The following is an 18143-nucleotide window of genomic DNA, read 5'->3' as shown; positions in this document are numbered from 1 at the left end:
TAGAAAATGAAAGAGTTATTTGGAATAAATGCGTCATCTGGCTATGGTATAGGACCTGTTTATTGTTATAAGCCTAATGAATACAATATAGATCAGAGAAATAATGTTGATACTAGTTATGAAAAATTAAAGATAGAAAAAGCAATAAAGAATAGTATTGAGCAATTGCAAAATTTGAAATTAAAGCATATAGATAACATCGAAGATAAAGCTGATATAATAACAGCACATATATCAATGATAGAAGATCCAGATTTGAAAGAAAGTATAATCAATAAAATAGAATTAGGAAATAATGCTGAGTGGGCAGTAGATGAGACTGTAAAAGAGTACATAGATATATTTAAAAACATGGATAATGAATATTTTAAAGAAAGAGCTTTGGATTTACAGGATATAGGAAAAAGAATTCTTGATAATCTAATGGGCAATACTGAAAATTCATTGACAGAAATTAATGATAATATAATTCTTGTTGCCAGAGAACTTACACCATCGGATACTTTGACAATGGATAAAAATAAAGTCATGGGAATTGTTACAGAAACAGGAGGTAAAACGTCTCATACAGCAATAATTGCAAGAACTCTTGGGATACCAGCAGTTACAGGTATAGAAAAAATTACTGATATTATTGATGATAATCAAGAGATAATAATTGATGGAACTATAGGGAAAATAATCCTAGAGCCTAAGAAACAACAAATAGAAGAGTATAATAAATTAATAGATGAACGTAAAGCAGAACTTGTACAAGAAAAATCTCTAATTGGATGTAGTACCCAAACAGAAGATGGCTATAAAATAAAATTATATTGTAACATTGCTTCTGTTGATGATATTCAAGAAGTTCTGACAAATGATGGTGAAGGTATAGGTCTATTCAGGACTGAGTTTCTATATATGAATAGAATTAAGCCGCCTTCAGAAGATGAGCAATACAAAGTTTATAATAAAATCGGGAATATGCTAGAAGGTAAAGAAGTGATTATTCGTACTCTAGATGTTGGTGGAGACAAGGAAATCAGTTATATTAACATCGAAAAAGAATTGAATCCTTTTCTAGGTAATAGGGCAATCAGATATTGTTTACAAGAACAAAAACTTCTGTTGACTCAATTAAAGGCCATACTTAGGGCATCAGCAGATACTAATATAAAAGTTATGTTTCCTATGATTACTTCTTATAACGAACTCATACAGGCTATGAGTTTTTTGGAAAAAGCTAAGAAAGAATTAGAAACCAGAAACATAAGATATAATAAAGGAATTAAAATAGGTATCATGATAGAAACACCAGCAGCTGTATTTAATTCTAATCATTTAGCGAAAGAAGTTGATTTCTTTAGTATTGGAAGTAATGACTTAATTCAATATACCTGTGCAGTAGATAGAATGAATACAAAAATAAGCTATCTATATACACCATATAATCCTGCCATTATAAAAAGTATAAAGATGGTAGTAGATAATGCTCATAGAGAAGGTATAGAAGTTTCCATCTGCGGTGAAGCTGCATCTGATGAAACATTATTACCTTTGTGGATTAGTTTAGGAATAGATGAGTTAAGTGTCGTTTCCAAAGATGTCTTGAGTATAAGGAAATACATAAGACAAATAAGCAGAGATAAAACCCTAATCAATAAAGCTATAGAATTAAAAAATAAAGATGAAATAATAAAGTTTCTTAGTTAAAGGTAAAAGATTCTTTTGTCTATAAAATAGAAAAGCTGTATTTTAGGGTTAACTTAATCTTTTGTGAGGCATAGCGTCTATAATTTAAGTAGAATCTGATTGGAGGATGCAGTTGTGAGTCAAGAAAATGCTTATCATATCATTAAAGCACTAAATAATAATGTGATTCTTGCTAGAAATACCAATAATCAGGAAATGATTCTTATTGGTAAAGGAATTGGTTTTGGTAAGAAAACGGATAAAATTGCTTATATAAACGACAGCAGGATTCAAAAAGTTTATAGTAACTCACAAGGTGTACTAAAAGAAGAATACATACAATTAGTAAATGCAATTGATAGGAAAGTTATAGGGGTAGTAGAAGAAATAATATTATTGGCGGAAAAGGAATTAGGACATTTAGATGAGCATATACATATTGCATTGGTCGATCATGTAGGTTTTGCTCTAGAGCGATTAAAACAAGGAATGGTGTTCTCTAATCCGTTCTTATATGAAATTAAAACCATGTACAAAGATGAATATGATATTGCATTAAAGGGAAAATCTTTATTATTTAAACGTTTGGGTGTTACCATACCTGACGATGAAGTAGGGTATATAGCTTTGCATCTATACTCAAGCAGACAACGTAAAGATATAAAGCATACAATTAAAGATACCAGGTTATTAAATACTGTATTACAGCTAATAGAAAAAGAAATAGGCTATAATATAGACAAAAATCTTACAATGTACAAGAGACTCATAATACATTTAAAACAAAGTATAACAAGATCTGAAAATAACAAAGAAATAGTTAATCCTCTACTGGATGATATAATTGCTAAGCTTGATAAAGCTTACCATATAGCTGAAAAGGTAGCGAAAATAATTGAAGCCGAAAAAGGTATAGTAGTATCTAAAGATGAGAAGGGTTTTTTGGCATTACATATTGAAAGATTAAGAAATTAGATTAGGGTATTATAGAAGCGTGTTACTGGTAATGCAGGCATAAGCTTATATATGAAAGATGACCATGTCATTCTTTTTGTTATGAGTTTATGTCTTTTTTATATTAAATTATAAAGATACAAGGAGGAGTTTTTATGAGTAACAATGTTGAAGTTACAAAGAAACGTAAAAGTGCTTTACTGCTACCGGTAGGTGCTTTACTGGTAGCGGGGATTTTATTGCTGTTAGGACAGCCATTTGTTCTGAACATTCCTTTCTTTGAAGGATTGGGAAAAGAAGTATTTGCTAATCTTCCTATTATTGTAGCTATAATAGTAGCCATAGCAATATCTACAGAAGATCATGGTGCGGTTGTATTATCTGCTGCGTTAGGTTATTTTGTTCTGGATAAGGGTGTTACTACTATCAATGAAGCCAATAACATGGGAATAGTTGCTGGTATTCTTGCAGGTCTTGCAGCAGGCTTTTTGTATAACAAATACAAAAATGTGCAATTACCTACGTGGCTAGCATTTTTCGGGGGAAAAAGATTTGTACCAATAGTTACAGCTTTTACATGTATAATATTAGCACTCATTTTTGGTTATGCATGGATACCACTAGAAAGATTATTCTAGAAATCTAAATTACTATAAAAAAGATTGAGGAGGATTTAGAATGCAAGTATTTAGTAAATTACAAAGATTAGGTACAGCTTTGATGCTTCCAATAGCAGTTTTACCTGCAGCTGGTATATTATTACGTTTAGGTCAGCCAGACGTGCTTAATGTTCCATTTATAAGTAATGCAGGGGATGTAGTTTTTGCGAATCTAGCATTATTGTTTGCTATTGGTGTAGCTCTAGGTTTATCAGTAAACAAGAGCAGTACTGCTGCTTTTTCTGGTGCATTAGCATATTTTATGGTTGTGGGAGGAATTAATGCTATGGCTCCAGGAACAGATATTGGAGTTCTAGGAGGAATAATAACAGGTGCTGTTACAGCCTATATATATAATAAATTAAGAAATAATAAGTTAGGAAAACCTATTGTACCATTAGCAACATCTGTAGCTGCGGTACCTTTATCATTAATTTTTTCTTTAGTATGGCCTTTTATTGCAAAAGGGTTAGATATGTTCGGTAAGTTTGTTATCAATTCAGGAGCAGTAGGAGCAGGAATTTACGGATTTTTCAATAGACTGTTGATACCTACAGGATTGCATCATATCCTTAACAACATATTCTGGATGAACTTCGGGGAATTCACTAACGCAGCAGGAGAAATAGTAAGAGGAGATTATGCTAGGTATCTAGCAGGTGACCCATCTGCTGGTATATATATGGCAGGATTCTATCCAATAATGATGTTTGCCCTTCCAGCGGCAGGTCTTGCTATGTATAATTGCGCTAAGAAATCAAATAAAGCGCTAGTGGGATCGATGATAATTTCTCTTGCATTAACATCATTTTTAACAGGTGTTACAGAACCATTAGAATATAGTTTTATATTCTTAGCACCAGTATTATACGTTTTACACGCTTTGTTTACAGGTATATCATTGATTCTCTGTAATATAATAGGTATCCTGCATGGATTCACTTTCTCGGCAGGTTTCATAGATTATGTTCTCTATTTCAAACTAGCTACTAATCCATTAATATTAATACTTATAGGCTTGGGTTTTGGTGCGATATACTACTTTGTTTTCGTATTTGTCATCAAAAAGCTTAATTTACCTACACCAGGTAGATTAGATGAAGCCGGTGCTAATATTGATGCTTTGATATCAGAATTAGGTCTTGCAGGTATAGCTGCAGAATTTGTTGCTGCATTGGGTGGCAGCAGGAATATTAAGTCAATAGATGCATGTATTACTAGATTACGTCTAACATTGAATGATTCATCAATAGTTGACGATGATGAATTGAAGAAATTAGGAGCTTCCGGAGTCTTAAGACCTAATAAGAAGAATATGCAAGTTGTTGTAGGACCAAAAGCAGAGCTTGTAGTTGATGAAATGAAAAAAATCGTTTAACTATCAATAATAGCAATAATCCTAGGAGGAAAAAATGTTTAATATATTGAAAAAACAAAAAGATATCCTAATATATATTCCAGCTAGAGGCAAAGTTTTAGAACTTGATAAAGTACCAGATGAAGTTTTTGCTTCTAGGATGATTGGAGATGGTATTGCATTTCTACCACATAATGGTATTATTAAAGCACCATGTGACGGTAAGATAGTTCAGATATTTCCCACTAATCATGCTTTAGGTTTAGTTACAAGAGAAGGATTAGAGATTATGATACATATGGGAGTAGATACCGTAGAACTAAAAGGTGAAGGTTTTGAAAGGTTAATCAAGGAACAACAGGAAGTAAAAAAAGGTGACTCGTTAATGAGAATGGACCTGGAATTGATTAAAGAAAAAGGTAAAGATATAATTACACCTATAATAATTACCAATATGGAAAGAGTCAAAAGCATTTCTCCAAGTAATATGAATAAATTAGTTGAAGATGAGGTTATAATGAAAATAAAATTAAAGTAGTGATTAATATGCTTATTAAAGAGGTTGTATTGAAATATGATTTTCATGCAAGACCATGTGCATATTTCGTAAATCAAGCATCAAAATTTCAATCCAGTATAACAATAATTGCTGAAGACAAGTCTGTTAATGCAAAAAGTATTATTAGTGTACTGACATCGGAATTAGTTAAGGATGATAGAATAAAAATCATCATTGATGGAATTGATGAAAATAAAGCTATGCAAAAATTGATGCATCTAATTCAAGACCCTCTTGAAAAGGACTGGTAGAGATACTAGTCCTTTTCTTATTTAGAGGATATACAGTTAATAGTTAATACTATTAAATAGTATAGTCATAATATCAGATGATAATATAATTCCATGGAAAAAATATATTTTTAAGGACAAGATATTTGATAGCTACAGGTTTTGAATGCTGCTAATCAGGAAATAAAGGGTAATAGGTTTGTTTTGCACAATGAAAAGTGGAAGAGATACCTATGCCTTTTTGGTCTTATACGAAAGTCCTACTACATATTCGATAAATACAATAATTGTCTTTAATATTCATATATGATAAAATAATTTAATAATGATATAAATAATATTAAAGGTGATTTAATGGAAAATCAGCAGGTTATTGAAGGAATAATTGAAGAGATAATCTATAAGAATGAAAACAACGGATATTGTGTATGTGAAGTAAGTACCGAAGAAGAGGATATAACTTGTGTAGGTACTATGCTTTCAGTTTCTGAAGGGGAACAGATAAGAGCAGTAGGAGAATACGTTTCGCATCATACTTATGGAAGACAATTTCAAATAGAGACTTATCAGAGTTTCATACCAAAAGACAGGCATTCAGTATTGAGATACCTATCATCAGGAGCTATTAAAGGAATAGGACCTGCTTTAGCTAAGAGAATAGTTAAGAAATTCGGTGATGATTCATTCAGAATAATTGAAGAAGAGCCACATACCTTAGCTACTGTTAAAGGGATAAGTGAAAATAAAGCTAGAGACGTAGCAGAAGTTTTCTATGAACAACGAGAAATGAGAAAAACGGTTATATTTTTACAAGAATACGGAATCTCCTTAACATATTCTATAAAAATATATAATAAATATAAAGAACGGACTATGGATATAGTCGGCAACAATCCTTACAAACTTGCTGAAGACATTATAGGAATAGGATTCAAGACAGCTGATGAAATAGCTATGAAAATGGGAATACATCGTGATTCTATTAATAGAGTCAAGGCTGGTGTTATGTACCTATTGAATAGAGCTTCCATTAATGGTCATACCTATTTGCCTAGAAATGATCTCATTGATAAAGCTGAAGAGATGTTATTGGTTCCTTATGAATTGATTGAAAATGCTTTGATAGAATTGCAGATCAATAAACAAGTAATAACAAAAGAGGTTGATGATAATAGCATAACCTATAATATGATGTTCTATCATCTTGAATTAAATGTGGCTAGAAAAATATATGATCTTGCACAATTTGATTATGAATTACCTAGTGGTGTAGATAAGGAGATTGACGATATAGAGGAAACTTCTAACATAAGTTTTGATGATTATCAAAAAGAAGCTATAAAAGAGGGTATCAGCAATGGTGTTATAGTAATAACTGGTGGCCCAGGTACTGGTAAAACCACAACGATTAATTCAATTATTGAACTACTGGAAAGACAAGGGTTGGATGTATTGTTAGCAGCACCTACAGGCAGAGCAGCCAAAAGAATGACAGAAGCTACGGGAAGACAAGCACAGACTATACACAGATTACTAGAAATATCTTTCATGAATAGTGATGATAATAATAATAGATTTGAAAAACATGAAGATAATCCTTTGGAATGTGATGCATTAATAGTTGATGAAGCATCTATGGTTGATATCGTTCTTATGAATAGTTTATTGAAAGCATTGATTCCAGGGACAAGACTTATAATTGTTGGAGATAAAGACCAATTACCATCTGTTGGACCAGGAAATGTATTAAAAGATATTATAGAAAGTAAGAGAGTGAAAGTTGTCAAGTTAGAAAAAATATTCAGACAAGCAAGGGAAAGTGCAATTATAATGAATGCGCATAAGATAAATTCTGGAGAACACATTGATCTTTCCAATAAAAAAAGTGATTTCTTCTATATCAAAAGGTCGACCGCAGCAGCGATACTAGAACAAATCAAAACTTTGACTAAAACCAGATTACCAAAGTTTGCTAAATGTTCAACTTTTGATGGAATACAGATCCTTTCACCTATGAGAAAAGGACTCCTTGGAACAATTAATCTCAATAAGGTATTACAAGAAACATTGAATCCACCAAATAAAGATAAGAATGAAAAAATATTTCGTGATATTCTTTTTAGAGAAGGAGATAAAGTCATGCAGATTAAGAATAATTATAATCTGGCATGGCAAGTCAAAAATGATTATAATTTCACTATTGATGAAGGTATAGGAGTATTTAATGGCGATATAGGAATCATTAGTGAAATAAATCAATATACTAACAAGTTAAAAGTGAAATTTGAAGATGATAAGGTAGCTGAATATGAATACGCTAATCTTGAGGAGTTAGAGTTGGCTTATGCTGTAACCATTCATAAATCACAGGGAAGTGAATATCCAGTTGTGGTAATTCCTTTACTTACAGGACCATCTATGCTTCTTATAAGGAATTTGTTATATACTGCTGTTACTCGTGCTAAGAAATATGTGGTAATAGTTGGGTTGGATACTACTATCTATCAAATGATAGATAACGACAAAGAGATAGAACGTTATTCTACACTACAATTAAGATTAAAAGAGGTATATGATACAATGAGTGAAGCTATTATTTGATAATTTACTCAGGGTTTTAGTTCGTCATTATTACGTTCCAAAAGACTAACTTAGGATGTTAGATATTTCTACTATATAAAGTATAGGTAGTGAACAATATGAAAATAGATAAATTAGGTAATGAATTGTTAAATATAATTTATCCGAAACGTTGTCCCATATGCATGAACATAATACCTATAAATGAAGAAGAAAGGATTTGTGATTCATGCGTTGAAGAACTCCCATATGTAACAGAACCTCGTTGTAAAAAATGTAGTAAACCTTTAGATAATGAAATGGAGGATTACTGTTATGATTGCACCAAAAATGAACACAGCTATACTAGAGGGTGGGCTTTATGGTTATATTCTGGTGAAATAAAAAAAGCTTTACGAAGATTTAAATACAATAATAACAAGAATTATGGTAAAATATTCTCTAAGGAAGTAGTAACATTATATAAAAGAGAAATATCAGAAGCTTTTATTGACTTAATAATTCCTGTACCGCTACATATTAATAAAGAGAGAAAAAGAGGTTATAACCAAGCTGATATTATCGGTAAGAATATAGGGAAATTTCTAAATATACCCTATAGTTCTAATTGTGTCATAAGAACGATAAATACGAAAGCTCAGAAAAATCTCTCTGATAAAGAAAGATCCAATAACATGAAAAAAGTGTTCAAGGTAGTAAAACCAAATCAAATAAAAGATAAGAGAGTTTTGATTTGTGACGATATATATACTACAGGGAATACTATTGATAGTTTATCAAAGGAATTATTGAGAAATGGAGCAAAAGAAGTATTTTTTATTACTTTAGCAATAGGCAAAGGATTTTAATACGGAGGTGTTTTGCATATGAACGTAAGGAATTGTGTAAAATGTGGGAAAATATTTAATTATATAACAGGAGTACCAATATGTCCTGCATGTAAAAGTAACCTAGAGGACCAGTTCCAAGTGACCAAGAAATACATAAGAGATAACCCAAGTGCTAATATATCACAGGTAGCAGATGATTGTGATGTCTCAATGAAATTGATTCATCAATGGGTTCGTGAAGAACGATTGATTTTTGCAGAAGGATCTGCAATAGGTATCGAGTGTGAATTATGTGGGAAAACCATTAGGACTGGTAGATACTGTGATCAATGTAAACATGATATTCAACATAATTTGAATGGAGCATATGATAAGGAAAAAATCGAAAAACTAAAGGCAGATAAAGTTAAAAACAAGATGCGTTATCTGAATAAAGATAGTTTGCGTTAAATTCATCAAAAGATATATGGATTTAAGATTATTTATTGAACAATAAGTAGGCTGGCTTATAGTCAGTCTGTTTTATTGCAATCAGTTATAATTAACGCATATAATAGTAATCAAAATTTATCTATAAATATAGAAAAATACTACTTTCAAGTATTAAGAATGGTAGTAATCACTTTTTTAAATATAATCCTAAATAATATTGCTAGGATTGCCGATAAAATAATTGAAAACAACATATAATTAAAATATGTTAGAGAAAAAAATGGAAGGACGTGTTCTATCATGAGAATCAATGGTATAAAAAATATTAACAATGCTTATAAAGTTAATGCCACAGATAGAATATCCAAAGTATCAAAAATTAAAAAGGAAAAAGATTCATTAGCAATATCAGATGTAGCTAAAGAACTCCAAATCGCAAAAAAAGCAGTTAAGAATACTCCTGACATAAGATATGATAAAGTGAATGACATCAAAAAACGTATGCAGTCCGGATCATATGATGTTACTGCTAAAGAAGTTGCAGATAAGATAATAGACAGATATTTTGATAAAAGAAGATAGGTTTGTTATTATTATTAATCTAACTATAAGTGACATAAGATAATTTTTTTGAAAGGATTGAGCACATTGGCTAGCTTAATAGAAGATTTAATAACAACTTTAGAAAAAGAAAAAAATTGTTATGAAGATTTACTCTCTATAGGTGAAGAAAAAACAGAAACAATAATACAGGGTGATATAACTACTCTTAATGAACTTACCAACAGAGAACAAGAAATTGCAGGTTCTGTTATTAAAACAGATAGAAAAAGAGAAGAAATAATTGATGATATAGCTATAGTAACCAATAAAAACGCTGAGGAACTAACTATAAGTAATTTAGCAGATTTATTAGTCAAGCAAGAACAAGAACATATCAAACTAAATAATCTAAAAGATGAGATTAAGGAAATAGTAGAGAAATTACAGAGAATCAATGATAGGAATAAGATATTATTGAAAGAATCATTAGATTATATAGATTTTACTATGAATGCTATACAAAGTAATAGTTCTATCACTAATAGCAACTATGAATCGCAGGGTTATATATGCAATGACCATGATGGCAAGAGATTCTTTGATGCAAAACAATAATTGATGGAATGTTTTTTGGTTGAGTATTAAGAGGTATAAGTATAGATTATATGAAGATAGCTTATAACTCTTAATACTTAACTTTTAAAAATAAATATAGGTAGTCCAATTTCAGAAAAATGCAAATTTAAATAAGTTGAGCAGTTGCGGATTCCACAATTTTTGACTAGACATGATTGTACGGAATATAGAAATGATTGATACGATAAATTTAATAAATATACATAATAACAGAGGTGATAATGTGTCTTCAATAAGTAGTTTATCTAGAGCAGTCTCAGGGCTGAGAGCAAACCAACAAGCATTACAGTCTACAGCTCATAATCTGGCTAACGTAAACACACCTGGATATGTTAGACAGCAGATTTTAATGAAAGAATCCAATTATCTAAAAATAGGGACTAGCGGCAATAGTAATCTGATGGTTGGTATGGGTACAGATGTTGAATGTTTACGTCAAGTTAGAGATATGTTTCTAGATGGAGCATTCAGGAATGAAGCTAGCAGATATGGTTATTACAGGTCTGGCGCAGAAACAGTACAAGAAATAGAAACAGTTCTAGGTGAGATAGAAGGAGAAAGTATGGAAACCGTACTTAACAAATTCTATAAATCCCTGAATGAATTATCAAAACACCCAGATGGTAGAGAAGCAAGAGGTACTTTTGTTCAGAGTGCAGTCCTTTTTGTGAATAAAGCTAATCTAGTAATGGAGCAGTTGAATGAATATCAATTAAATCTTAATAAACAAGTTATTGATAATGTAGATGAAATCAATAGATTAGGTGAAGAGATTGATAGGCTTAATAAAGAAATAGTCAAATACGAACTGAATGGTGATAATGCAAATGATTATAGAGATGCCAGAAATCTGGCTCTAGACAAATTATCTCATATTGTCGATATAACTTATAGTGAGGACAAGACTGGTAATGTTAATGTTAAGGCAGAAGGACATAACTTAGTATCTGTAGACCATGTCTATAAAATAGAGCTTGAACAATCTGTACCTAATAGTCCACTAGTATCACCTATATGGGAAGATACAGGTAAAAGAGTATTTAATCTTGATACAGAAATTTCAGCAGAAAGAGAAAATGACAAAGGTTCATTAAAAGGATTATTAATGGCAAGGGGTACTAGACAAGCCAATTGGATGGATACGAAAAAGGCTGATGAATATAATAAAAATGTCAAACCATCTATTCTTATGACAGCTCAGGCGAAATTTGATTTATTTGTTCATTCTGTAGTAACAACAATCAATGATATTGTAGCGCCAAGAGGTAAAGGTACTGATTCACCTTATGGTTTGGATGGTTCGCAGAATATAGAAGTTTTCAAGAGAATAAATATGGATAGATATAATGGTTCTACATATAATGGTGAAGATAAAACAAATTATAGTTCATTATATTCAGCAGGTAATCTTGAGATTAATCCTGAAATATTAAATGATTATGACAAGATATGTATAACAGAAGATCTAACTAAAGTACAAGATAATAATATCGTTGAAGATATCATTAAGAAATGGCAAGAGCCAAATATAACTGAATATCCTGGATGTGAAGCAAAACTCAATATAAATAAATATTATATCAGTTTTGTTGGAGAGATAGGAAATCTAGGAAAATCTGCTAGAACTCAAATGGATAATCAACAGATACTGGTTGCACAGATAGATAATCAGAGAAGTACCTTCATGGGTGTATCATCTGATGAAGAATTAGGTAATATGATGAAATATCAACATGCTTATAATGCATCTGCAAGAGTGGTAACAGTAGTAGATCAGATGTTAGATCAAGTAATTAATAGATTAGGTATTGTAGGAAGATAGGGGGGAAGTACAATTGAATTCATCTTTTTTTGGATTAAATGTAGCAACACAAGGTTTATTTACAGCTAGAACGTGGTTGGATATCACCAATCATAACGTCACTAATGCACAAACCCCAGGTTACAGCCGACAATATGGAGTTCAGTCAGCAAGTAGACCTCTACCTAATAATGGTATTGGAATGGTGGGTACTGGTTCAGAAATAACTAAAATAAGTCAATTTAGAAATGAATATTTGGATATGAAGTTCTGGAATAATTCAGGTCATCTAGGAGAATATTCAGTAAAAAATTCACAGACCAGTAATATAGAGACGATATTAAATGAAGTAAACAATACAGGAATTACTACGGAATTTGAAGATATGTTTGAGGCATTATCAAAATTATCTACTGATCCATCAAATAGTTCCTATAAAATCAATTTTATTGATATGGCTAATAGTTTCTCTCAATTTTTTAATGATATCGGAGATAAAATGAGATCTTTTCAAAGAGATGCTAATTTTTCTATAAAAACTAAAGTAGACCAGATTAATAATCTCTCCAATCAATTGGCTACAGTAAATAAACAAATAGAGAATGTTGAATTTTCTGGAGTTGAGGCTAATGACCTTAGAGATAAGAGAGCATTGATTGTTGATGAATTATCTCAGATAATCAATATAAAAGTGGATGAAAGAACAGGTATCAATGGTAAAAAAACATTTTCAGTATTTGCTAACGGTAAGAAATTAGTAGAAGGATCTAATGCTAATTTATTAGAAACAAGGTCAAGGGAAAATGTATACAATCCTGAGGACGAACCAGGATTATTTGATATATACTGGCAAACTGGAATCAAATTCAATATGACAGATAGTAGTCTAAAAGGTGAGCTAAAAGGTTATATTGATATGAGAGACGGAAATAACGGTGATAATTTTCGAGCGGTCATAGATCATACTAATACTACTCTACCAACTAAAACCATCGTAGTAAAAGGTGCTAATAGAAGTGATATCCCGAAACAAGGGGAAATCATTATAGATGATAAAGCTTATAAATATACTGATTATGATCCTGATACGTGTACTTTTACTTTGGAAGAAGAAGCTCCAACAGGAGCAAATAATGTAAGTATGGGACAAGACTTAAAGTATAAAGGAATCACTTATTATGTTGAAAAATTAAATAGATTCGTTAGAACCGTTGCACAACATTTCAATGAAATACATGCAAAAGGTAATAATGGAAGTGGTGTTCCGCTGTTCACTTATGAAGGTTATAAGCCTGGAGATGATGTAGATTATAACAAGATGACCATTGATAATTTTCAATTCTCACAAGAAATCCAAGATGATATAGATAAGTTACTGACACGTTTTGACAAAAATACAGGTGAGAGTGATGGTGACCTCATAAAAGAAATTCTTAGTCTTAAACATGATAATAGTATGTTCGAGACAGGTGAACCAGGTAACTACATTCAGGCATTAGTAGGTGAACTTGGAATAGATAAAAGTCAAGCCGATAGTTTTGAGACAGGACAGATTAATCTGAACGTGATGATTGATAATCAGAGAATATCTTATTCTGGTGTAGATATCAATGAAGAAACAATGAATATCATTAAGTTTCAACAAGCATATATGGTTTCTGCTCAGATGATAAGGGTTTTTGATGAGATATATGATGTAACGATTAATAGAATGGGAGCCAATTAGTAAGCGGTTGATATATACGTGTAAATATGATATAAGGAAGGTGTAATCACATGCGGATAACGAATAATATGATATCTAATAATATACTTCTAAGTTTAAGCAGAAGTAAATATGCTCTTAGCATCTATGAAGGACAATTAGCTACAGGCAAAAAGATTCAGAAGCCCTCTGATGATCCTATTGTTGCGGTAAGAGCATTGAAATTCAGAACTAACATAAGAGAAGTACAACAATATAAATCAAATGCCGAAGACGCAATATCATGGATGACTGTTACTGAGAACTCCGTTTCCAATATAATAGAAATAGTCAAAAAAGCTAGAACTCTATGTGTACAAGCTACAAATGATACTCTAGGTGTTGGTGAAAGAGAGAGTATAATCACTTCATTAAAACAATTAAAAGACCAACTAGCTAATGAAGGAAACGTAGATTATGCTGGACGTTATGTTTTTACTGGTTACAAAACAGATCAGCCATTAACATTCACAAAAGCTGTAACGGATAAAAGCTACACAATAACCGAAGAATTCACTAAGGACGATATTGAGTCCATAGAGAAAATTATTGACGAAGACCCGCCTGCAAGTCCTAGAATTGTGAATGTTGATAGAATAAGGCTCGGGTATTCTAATATAGAAAATAGTAATCCGAAAATAGATAAAATAGGGACTTTGAATGTTAATACAATAAACTCCAATGATAAAAGTGCATATGAACCACAATCTGGTACTGTTAATTTTCTACAGGACACAGGAGAGTTGATTTTCAATTCCGAAGATAAAGCGGCAGGTAAGATACCAGACCCATTAGAATTTAAATATATAAAAGATGAGTTCAACAAAAATGATCTTAACCCAATACATTACTTTAATTGTACAGATAATGATACGAATGTAGTTTATGACAATGATAGAGATAACATCCATTATCAAGTCAGTTATAATCAAAGTGTTGCCATTAATTCCTTAGGTTCGGATTTGATAACTAAGGATCTATTCAGAGATTTAGAAGAGATGATAAACGAAGTAGGTAAAATCCCAGACAGCGATTCTAAATATTATGATTTGCTGAAAGATAGTCTGGGAGACAGGTTCAATGAGTTGATTGGGAAAATTGATGGACATAAAGATGGATTGTTGAAACAAGAAGCTGATCTAGGTACTAGAATAAACAGACTTGATTTGACTATTAATAGACTTGATAATGATAACATGAATTTTACTGATTTAATGTCAAAAAATGAAGATATCAATATAGCAGAGGTTATAGTTAATTATAAATCACAAGAGATGGTTTATAATGCAGCACTTATGTCATCAACTAAAATTATACAAAGTACTTTACTCGATTTCATTAGATAATATATAACTATAAAATATGTGAATATAGACGCATTGATAAAAAATGCGTCTATAATATTATACGTTAGTAAATAAATACAAATATTTATGTAGTATAGCTTTATATGTTAAATAATGGATGATATAATAGGTTTATCTGATATTTTGTATGTGCAAAGATTTATTTAACTATATGTAACTATACTATAATTAAAAAAGGGGTGATTGAGTGTTAGTTGAAACTAAGTATTTTGGAAAGATTGAGATAGATAAGGAACAAATTATTACTTTTGAAGATGGAATCTTTGGATTTAATCAATATCATGAGTATACTATTTTATTTGCTAATGATATTTTATGCTGGCTACAATCTGTGGAGGATAAGGATATTGTGTTGCCAATGATAGTCACACCATTGGTTTTTCCAGATTATAGTCCTGATGTAGATGATGAATTGATTTTACGTATTGGTAAGCTTAATCAGGAGGATTTGGTTTTATACAATATAATCGTAGTACCAGAGGATGTTGAAAAGATGACTACCAATCTGAAAGCACCTATTATCATCAATAGCAAAAGTAATAAAGGAATTCAAGTAATACTAGATAGCGATGAATATAATATCAAGCATAATCTCTATGAACACCTAAAAGAATCAAAACAAAAGGTGGGTGAATAATATGCTAGCATTATCTAGGAAAAAGGGCGAAGGTATTATTATTGGAGATGATATTGAGTTAATTGTTATTGACATATCAAAAGATGGTGTCAAATTGGGGATAAATGCTCCTAAAAATGTTCCTATACATAGAAAAGAGATATATTTGCAGATTCAGGAAGAGAATAAGATGGCTGTGGATACTAATGAAGAGACAGCTGAGATGTTGAAAAATATGTTCGGTAAAAAGTAAAGAAAAAATATGGGTTAATTTAACAAAATATTTCATAAAAGTGTAAAGTTATATAAAAAGATTCCGATATATATTATGAAGATATAAAGAGCCAATTATATGGGCCCAATTGGTTCTTTGTAAATATGATAATAATGACAATGGATGGTCATTAGGAAAATTCAAGGAGGAATAAATTATGATTATAAATCACAATATGATGGCAATGAATACACATCGTCAATTAGGAATTAACAGTGCAAATGGACAAAAATCTATAGAAAAGTTATCATCAGGTATGAGAATTAACAGAGCTGGTGATGATGCAGCAGGACTTGCTATTTCTGAAAAAATGAGAGCACAAGTTAGAGGATTGAATCAAGCTTCTAGAAATGCACAAGATGGTATTTCACTTATTCAAACAGCAGAAGGTGCACTTCAAGAATCTCAATCTATTCTTCAAAGAATGAGAGAATTAGCAGTACAATCTTCAAATGATACTAATGTATCTGTAGACCGTTCAGAAATTCAAAAAGAGGTAGACCAATTATCTCAAGAACTTACAAGAATTTCAGATACTACAGAATTTAACACTCAAAAACTTTTAGATGGAGATTTCCAAGGTAAGTTCCATATCGGAGCTAACGAAGGACAAAATGTTAGTTTATCTATTAATGAAATGGGTGCAGAAGCATTAGGAGTACAAGGAAAAGCTTATGAGGCACAGGAAGTAGTAGGTGCTACAAATATAGAAGTTACAAGTAATACAGGAAATGCTTTAACTATTGAATTTGTTTCATCAAGTGATGTTAATAATGCTGCTGTAACAAGTACAGAAGCAAAATTAAGTGATGATGGTAGTACAATTACTATTACAATGGAGCAAGAAGCAGGTGATGGAACTACTGCAGGAAGTGTAACAGGTACTACTGAAGCAAAAATTAAAGCAGCTTTAGATGCTGTTGCAGATGAAGCTGGAATTACTGTTGCAGTTAAAGACAGTGCTGCTTTAGGTACCTCTAATATAACTACTGCTCCTGGAAATACAGTATTAGCTTTAAATGAAGATGTAGAAGGAAGTAAGGATAAAGGAATTAATGTTTCAAGTCAACCAGCAGCTTCAAGTTCAATTACTACTCTTCAGTCAGCTATAGAAAAAGTTTCTGGTGAAAGATCAAAACTTGGTGCTATGCAGAATAGATTAGAACATACAATCAAAAACTTAGATACATCTGCAGAAAATCTTCAAGCATCTGAAGCAAGAGTTAGAGACGTAGATATGGCTAAAGAAATGATGACATTCACTAAGAACAATATTCTTCAACAAGCTGCGCAATCAATGCTTGCACAAGCAAATCAAGCTCCTCAAGGAGTATTGCAATTATTAAGATAATTTAAATATTACAGAGGGTCAGAGGATTATTCCTCTGGCTTTTTTTTAATAGAATAAATAAAAATTTTACTTTTACTTGTTAATATAATCTCTAATAGTTACGATATAATATACAAATGATAAAATTATTGTTTGGAGGTGTTAGCAATGATGATTAAATCAAACGGTATGGAATTATATAGTTCAAATCCTCAAGTTGAGGTAAACAAAAAAGAAGTAGTCCAAAACTTAAACAAGACTACAAATTCTAATAAAACAATAGTAGAAAAAAACATTGATGTAGAAATTAATAATCAAAATAAAGATCATGAAGTAATAGAAGCTATTGAAAAAGCAAATAAAAAATTTAAGACTTATAATAGGAGATTAGAATTCTCTATTCATGAAAAGACTAAACAAATTTTGGTTAAAGTGATTGATACAGAAGACGATAGTGTAATAAGAGAAATTCCATCTGAGAAAATATTAGATATGGTTGCGAAATTATGGGAAATGTCAGGCATATTCGTTGATGAAAAAAGATAAGGGGTGATTTC

The 18143-nt window shown here is 31.2% G+C and carries 18 protein-coding genes; all 18 read left to right on the top strand.

Features of this window, described 5'->3' with window-relative positions:
• Positions 1–6: 6 nt before the first annotated feature.
• The 18 genes from ptsP to QMG30_RS04845 all read left to right on the top strand — a co-directional run bounded on the left by ptsP (position 7) and on the right by QMG30_RS04845 (position 18132).
• Positions 7–1695, top strand: a complete 1689-nt coding sequence (ptsP, locus tag QMG30_RS04930; RefSeq protein WP_281812807.1) for a phosphoenolpyruvate--protein phosphotransferase — start codon at positions 7–9, stop codon at positions 1693–1695.
• A 114-nt stretch (positions 1696–1809) separates the two neighbouring features.
• Positions 1810–2649: a PRD domain-containing protein gene (locus QMG30_RS04925; RefSeq protein ID WP_281812805.1), complete on the top strand. Its 840-nt coding sequence runs from the start codon at positions 1810–1812 to the stop codon at positions 2647–2649.
• A gap of 134 nt (positions 2650–2783) precedes the next feature.
• A complete protein-coding gene (locus QMG30_RS04920; RefSeq protein WP_281812803.1) occupies positions 2784–3266 on the top strand; it encodes a PTS transporter subunit EIIC in 483 nt (160 codons plus the stop codon).
• Positions 3267–3306: 40 nt separating this feature from the next.
• Entirely contained in the window at positions 3307–4665 is a 1359-nt protein-coding gene (locus QMG30_RS04915) for a PTS transporter subunit EIIC (RefSeq protein ID WP_281812801.1), read from the top strand.
• Between the two features lie 34 nt (positions 4666–4699).
• Positions 4700–5182, top strand: coding sequence for a PTS sugar transporter subunit IIA (locus QMG30_RS04910; RefSeq protein ID WP_281812799.1), 483 nt, complete (start codon positions 4700–4702; stop codon positions 5180–5182).
• A 29-nt stretch (positions 5183–5211) separates the two neighbouring features.
• Positions 5212–5454, top strand: a complete 243-nt coding sequence (locus QMG30_RS04905) for an HPr family phosphocarrier protein (protein WP_281812797.1) — start codon at positions 5212–5214, stop codon at positions 5452–5454.
• 333 nt (positions 5455–5787) lie between these two features.
• Entirely contained in the window at positions 5788–8034 is a 2247-nt protein-coding gene (gene recD2, locus QMG30_RS04900; protein WP_281812795.1) for an SF1B family DNA helicase RecD2, read from the top strand.
• 98 nt (positions 8035–8132) lie between these two features.
• Complete coding sequence (locus tag QMG30_RS04895) at positions 8133–8861, top strand: ComF family protein (protein WP_281812793.1); 729 nt, start codon at positions 8133–8135, stop codon at positions 8859–8861.
• Between the two features lie 18 nt (positions 8862–8879).
• Positions 8880–9293 carry a flagellar protein gene (locus tag QMG30_RS04890; RefSeq protein ID WP_281812791.1) on the top strand — a complete coding sequence of 138 codons (414 nt, stop codon included), beginning with the start codon at positions 8880–8882 and terminating at the stop codon, positions 9291–9293.
• 282 nt (positions 9294–9575) lie between these two features.
• The gene (flgM, locus tag QMG30_RS04885; protein ID WP_281812789.1) at positions 9576–9857 is read left to right on the top strand and encodes a flagellar biosynthesis anti-sigma factor FlgM; all 282 of its coding nucleotides are present in this window, start codon (positions 9576–9578) and stop codon (positions 9855–9857) included.
• Between the two features lie 66 nt (positions 9858–9923).
• Positions 9924–10433 carry a flagellar protein FlgN gene (locus tag QMG30_RS04880; protein ID WP_281812787.1) on the top strand — a complete coding sequence of 170 codons (510 nt, stop codon included), beginning with the start codon at positions 9924–9926 and terminating at the stop codon, positions 10431–10433.
• Between the two features lie 244 nt (positions 10434–10677).
• The gene (gene flgK, locus QMG30_RS04875; protein ID WP_281812785.1) at positions 10678–12276 is read left to right on the top strand and encodes a flagellar hook-associated protein FlgK; all 1599 of its coding nucleotides are present in this window, start codon (positions 10678–10680) and stop codon (positions 12274–12276) included.
• A gap of 13 nt (positions 12277–12289) precedes the next feature.
• Positions 12290–13981, top strand: a complete 1692-nt coding sequence (flgK, locus tag QMG30_RS04870) for a flagellar hook-associated protein FlgK (RefSeq protein WP_281812783.1) — start codon at positions 12290–12292, stop codon at positions 13979–13981.
• Positions 13982–14031: 50 nt separating this feature from the next.
• Positions 14032–15345, top strand: a complete 1314-nt coding sequence (gene flgL, locus QMG30_RS04865; protein WP_281812781.1) for a flagellar hook-associated protein FlgL — start codon at positions 14032–14034, stop codon at positions 15343–15345.
• A 208-nt stretch (positions 15346–15553) separates the two neighbouring features.
• A complete protein-coding gene (gene fliW, locus QMG30_RS04860; RefSeq protein WP_281812779.1) occupies positions 15554–16003 on the top strand; it encodes a flagellar assembly protein FliW in 450 nt (149 codons plus the stop codon).
• A 1-nt stretch (position 16004) separates the two neighbouring features.
• Positions 16005–16235, top strand: a complete 231-nt coding sequence (gene csrA / locus QMG30_RS04855) for a carbon storage regulator CsrA (RefSeq protein WP_281812777.1) — start codon at positions 16005–16007, stop codon at positions 16233–16235.
• A 178-nt stretch (positions 16236–16413) separates the two neighbouring features.
• Positions 16414–17607, top strand: a complete 1194-nt coding sequence (locus QMG30_RS04850; RefSeq protein WP_281812775.1) for a flagellin N-terminal helical domain-containing protein — start codon at positions 16414–16416, stop codon at positions 17605–17607.
• A 147-nt stretch (positions 17608–17754) separates the two neighbouring features.
• Complete coding sequence (locus QMG30_RS04845; protein WP_281812773.1) at positions 17755–18132, top strand: flagellar protein FlaG; 378 nt, start codon at positions 17755–17757, stop codon at positions 18130–18132.
• Positions 18133–18143 lie beyond the last annotated feature (11 nt).

Origin of the sequence: Vallitalea longa, assembly GCF_027923465.1 — a bacterium.
GTDB classification, from domain to species: Bacteria; Bacillota; Clostridia; order Lachnospirales; family Vallitaleaceae; genus Vallitalea; species Vallitalea longa.
The sequence above is the reverse complement of the archived record's forward strand: the minus strand, read 5'-3'. Positions and strand labels throughout refer to the sequence as shown.

What these genes read in the sequence shown, in the direction of transcription:
- ptsP (WP_281812807.1), top strand. Translation starts at nt 7, where the DNA reads ATGAAAGAGTTATTTGGAATAAATGCGTCATCTGGCTATGGTATAGGA.
- QMG30_RS04920 (WP_281812803.1), top strand. Translation starts at nt 2,784, where the DNA reads ATGAGTAACAATGTTGAAGTTACAAAGAAACGTAAAAGTGCTTTACTG.
- QMG30_RS04915 (WP_281812801.1), top strand. Translation starts at nt 3,307, where the DNA reads ATGCAAGTATTTAGTAAATTACAAAGATTAGGTACAGCTTTGATGCTT.
- QMG30_RS04910 (WP_281812799.1), top strand. Translation starts at nt 4,700, where the DNA reads ATGTTTAATATATTGAAAAAACAAAAAGATATCCTAATATATATTCCA.
- recD2 (WP_281812795.1), top strand. Translation starts at nt 5,788, where the DNA reads ATGGAAAATCAGCAGGTTATTGAAGGAATAATTGAAGAGATAATCTAT.
- QMG30_RS04895 (WP_281812793.1), top strand. Translation starts at nt 8,133, where the DNA reads ATGAAAATAGATAAATTAGGTAATGAATTGTTAAATATAATTTATCCG.
- QMG30_RS04890 (WP_281812791.1), top strand. Translation starts at nt 8,880, where the DNA reads ATGAACGTAAGGAATTGTGTAAAATGTGGGAAAATATTTAATTATATA.
- flgM (WP_281812789.1), top strand. Translation starts at nt 9,576, where the DNA reads ATGAGAATCAATGGTATAAAAAATATTAACAATGCTTATAAAGTTAAT.
- flgL (WP_281812781.1), top strand. Translation starts at nt 14,032, where the DNA reads ATGCGGATAACGAATAATATGATATCTAATAATATACTTCTAAGTTTA.
- csrA (WP_281812777.1), top strand. Translation starts at nt 16,005, where the DNA reads ATGCTAGCATTATCTAGGAAAAAGGGCGAAGGTATTATTATTGGAGAT.
- QMG30_RS04850 (WP_281812775.1), top strand. Translation starts at nt 16,414, where the DNA reads ATGATTATAAATCACAATATGATGGCAATGAATACACATCGTCAATTA.
- QMG30_RS04845 (WP_281812773.1), top strand. Translation starts at nt 17,755, where the DNA reads ATGATGATTAAATCAAACGGTATGGAATTATATAGTTCAAATCCTCAA.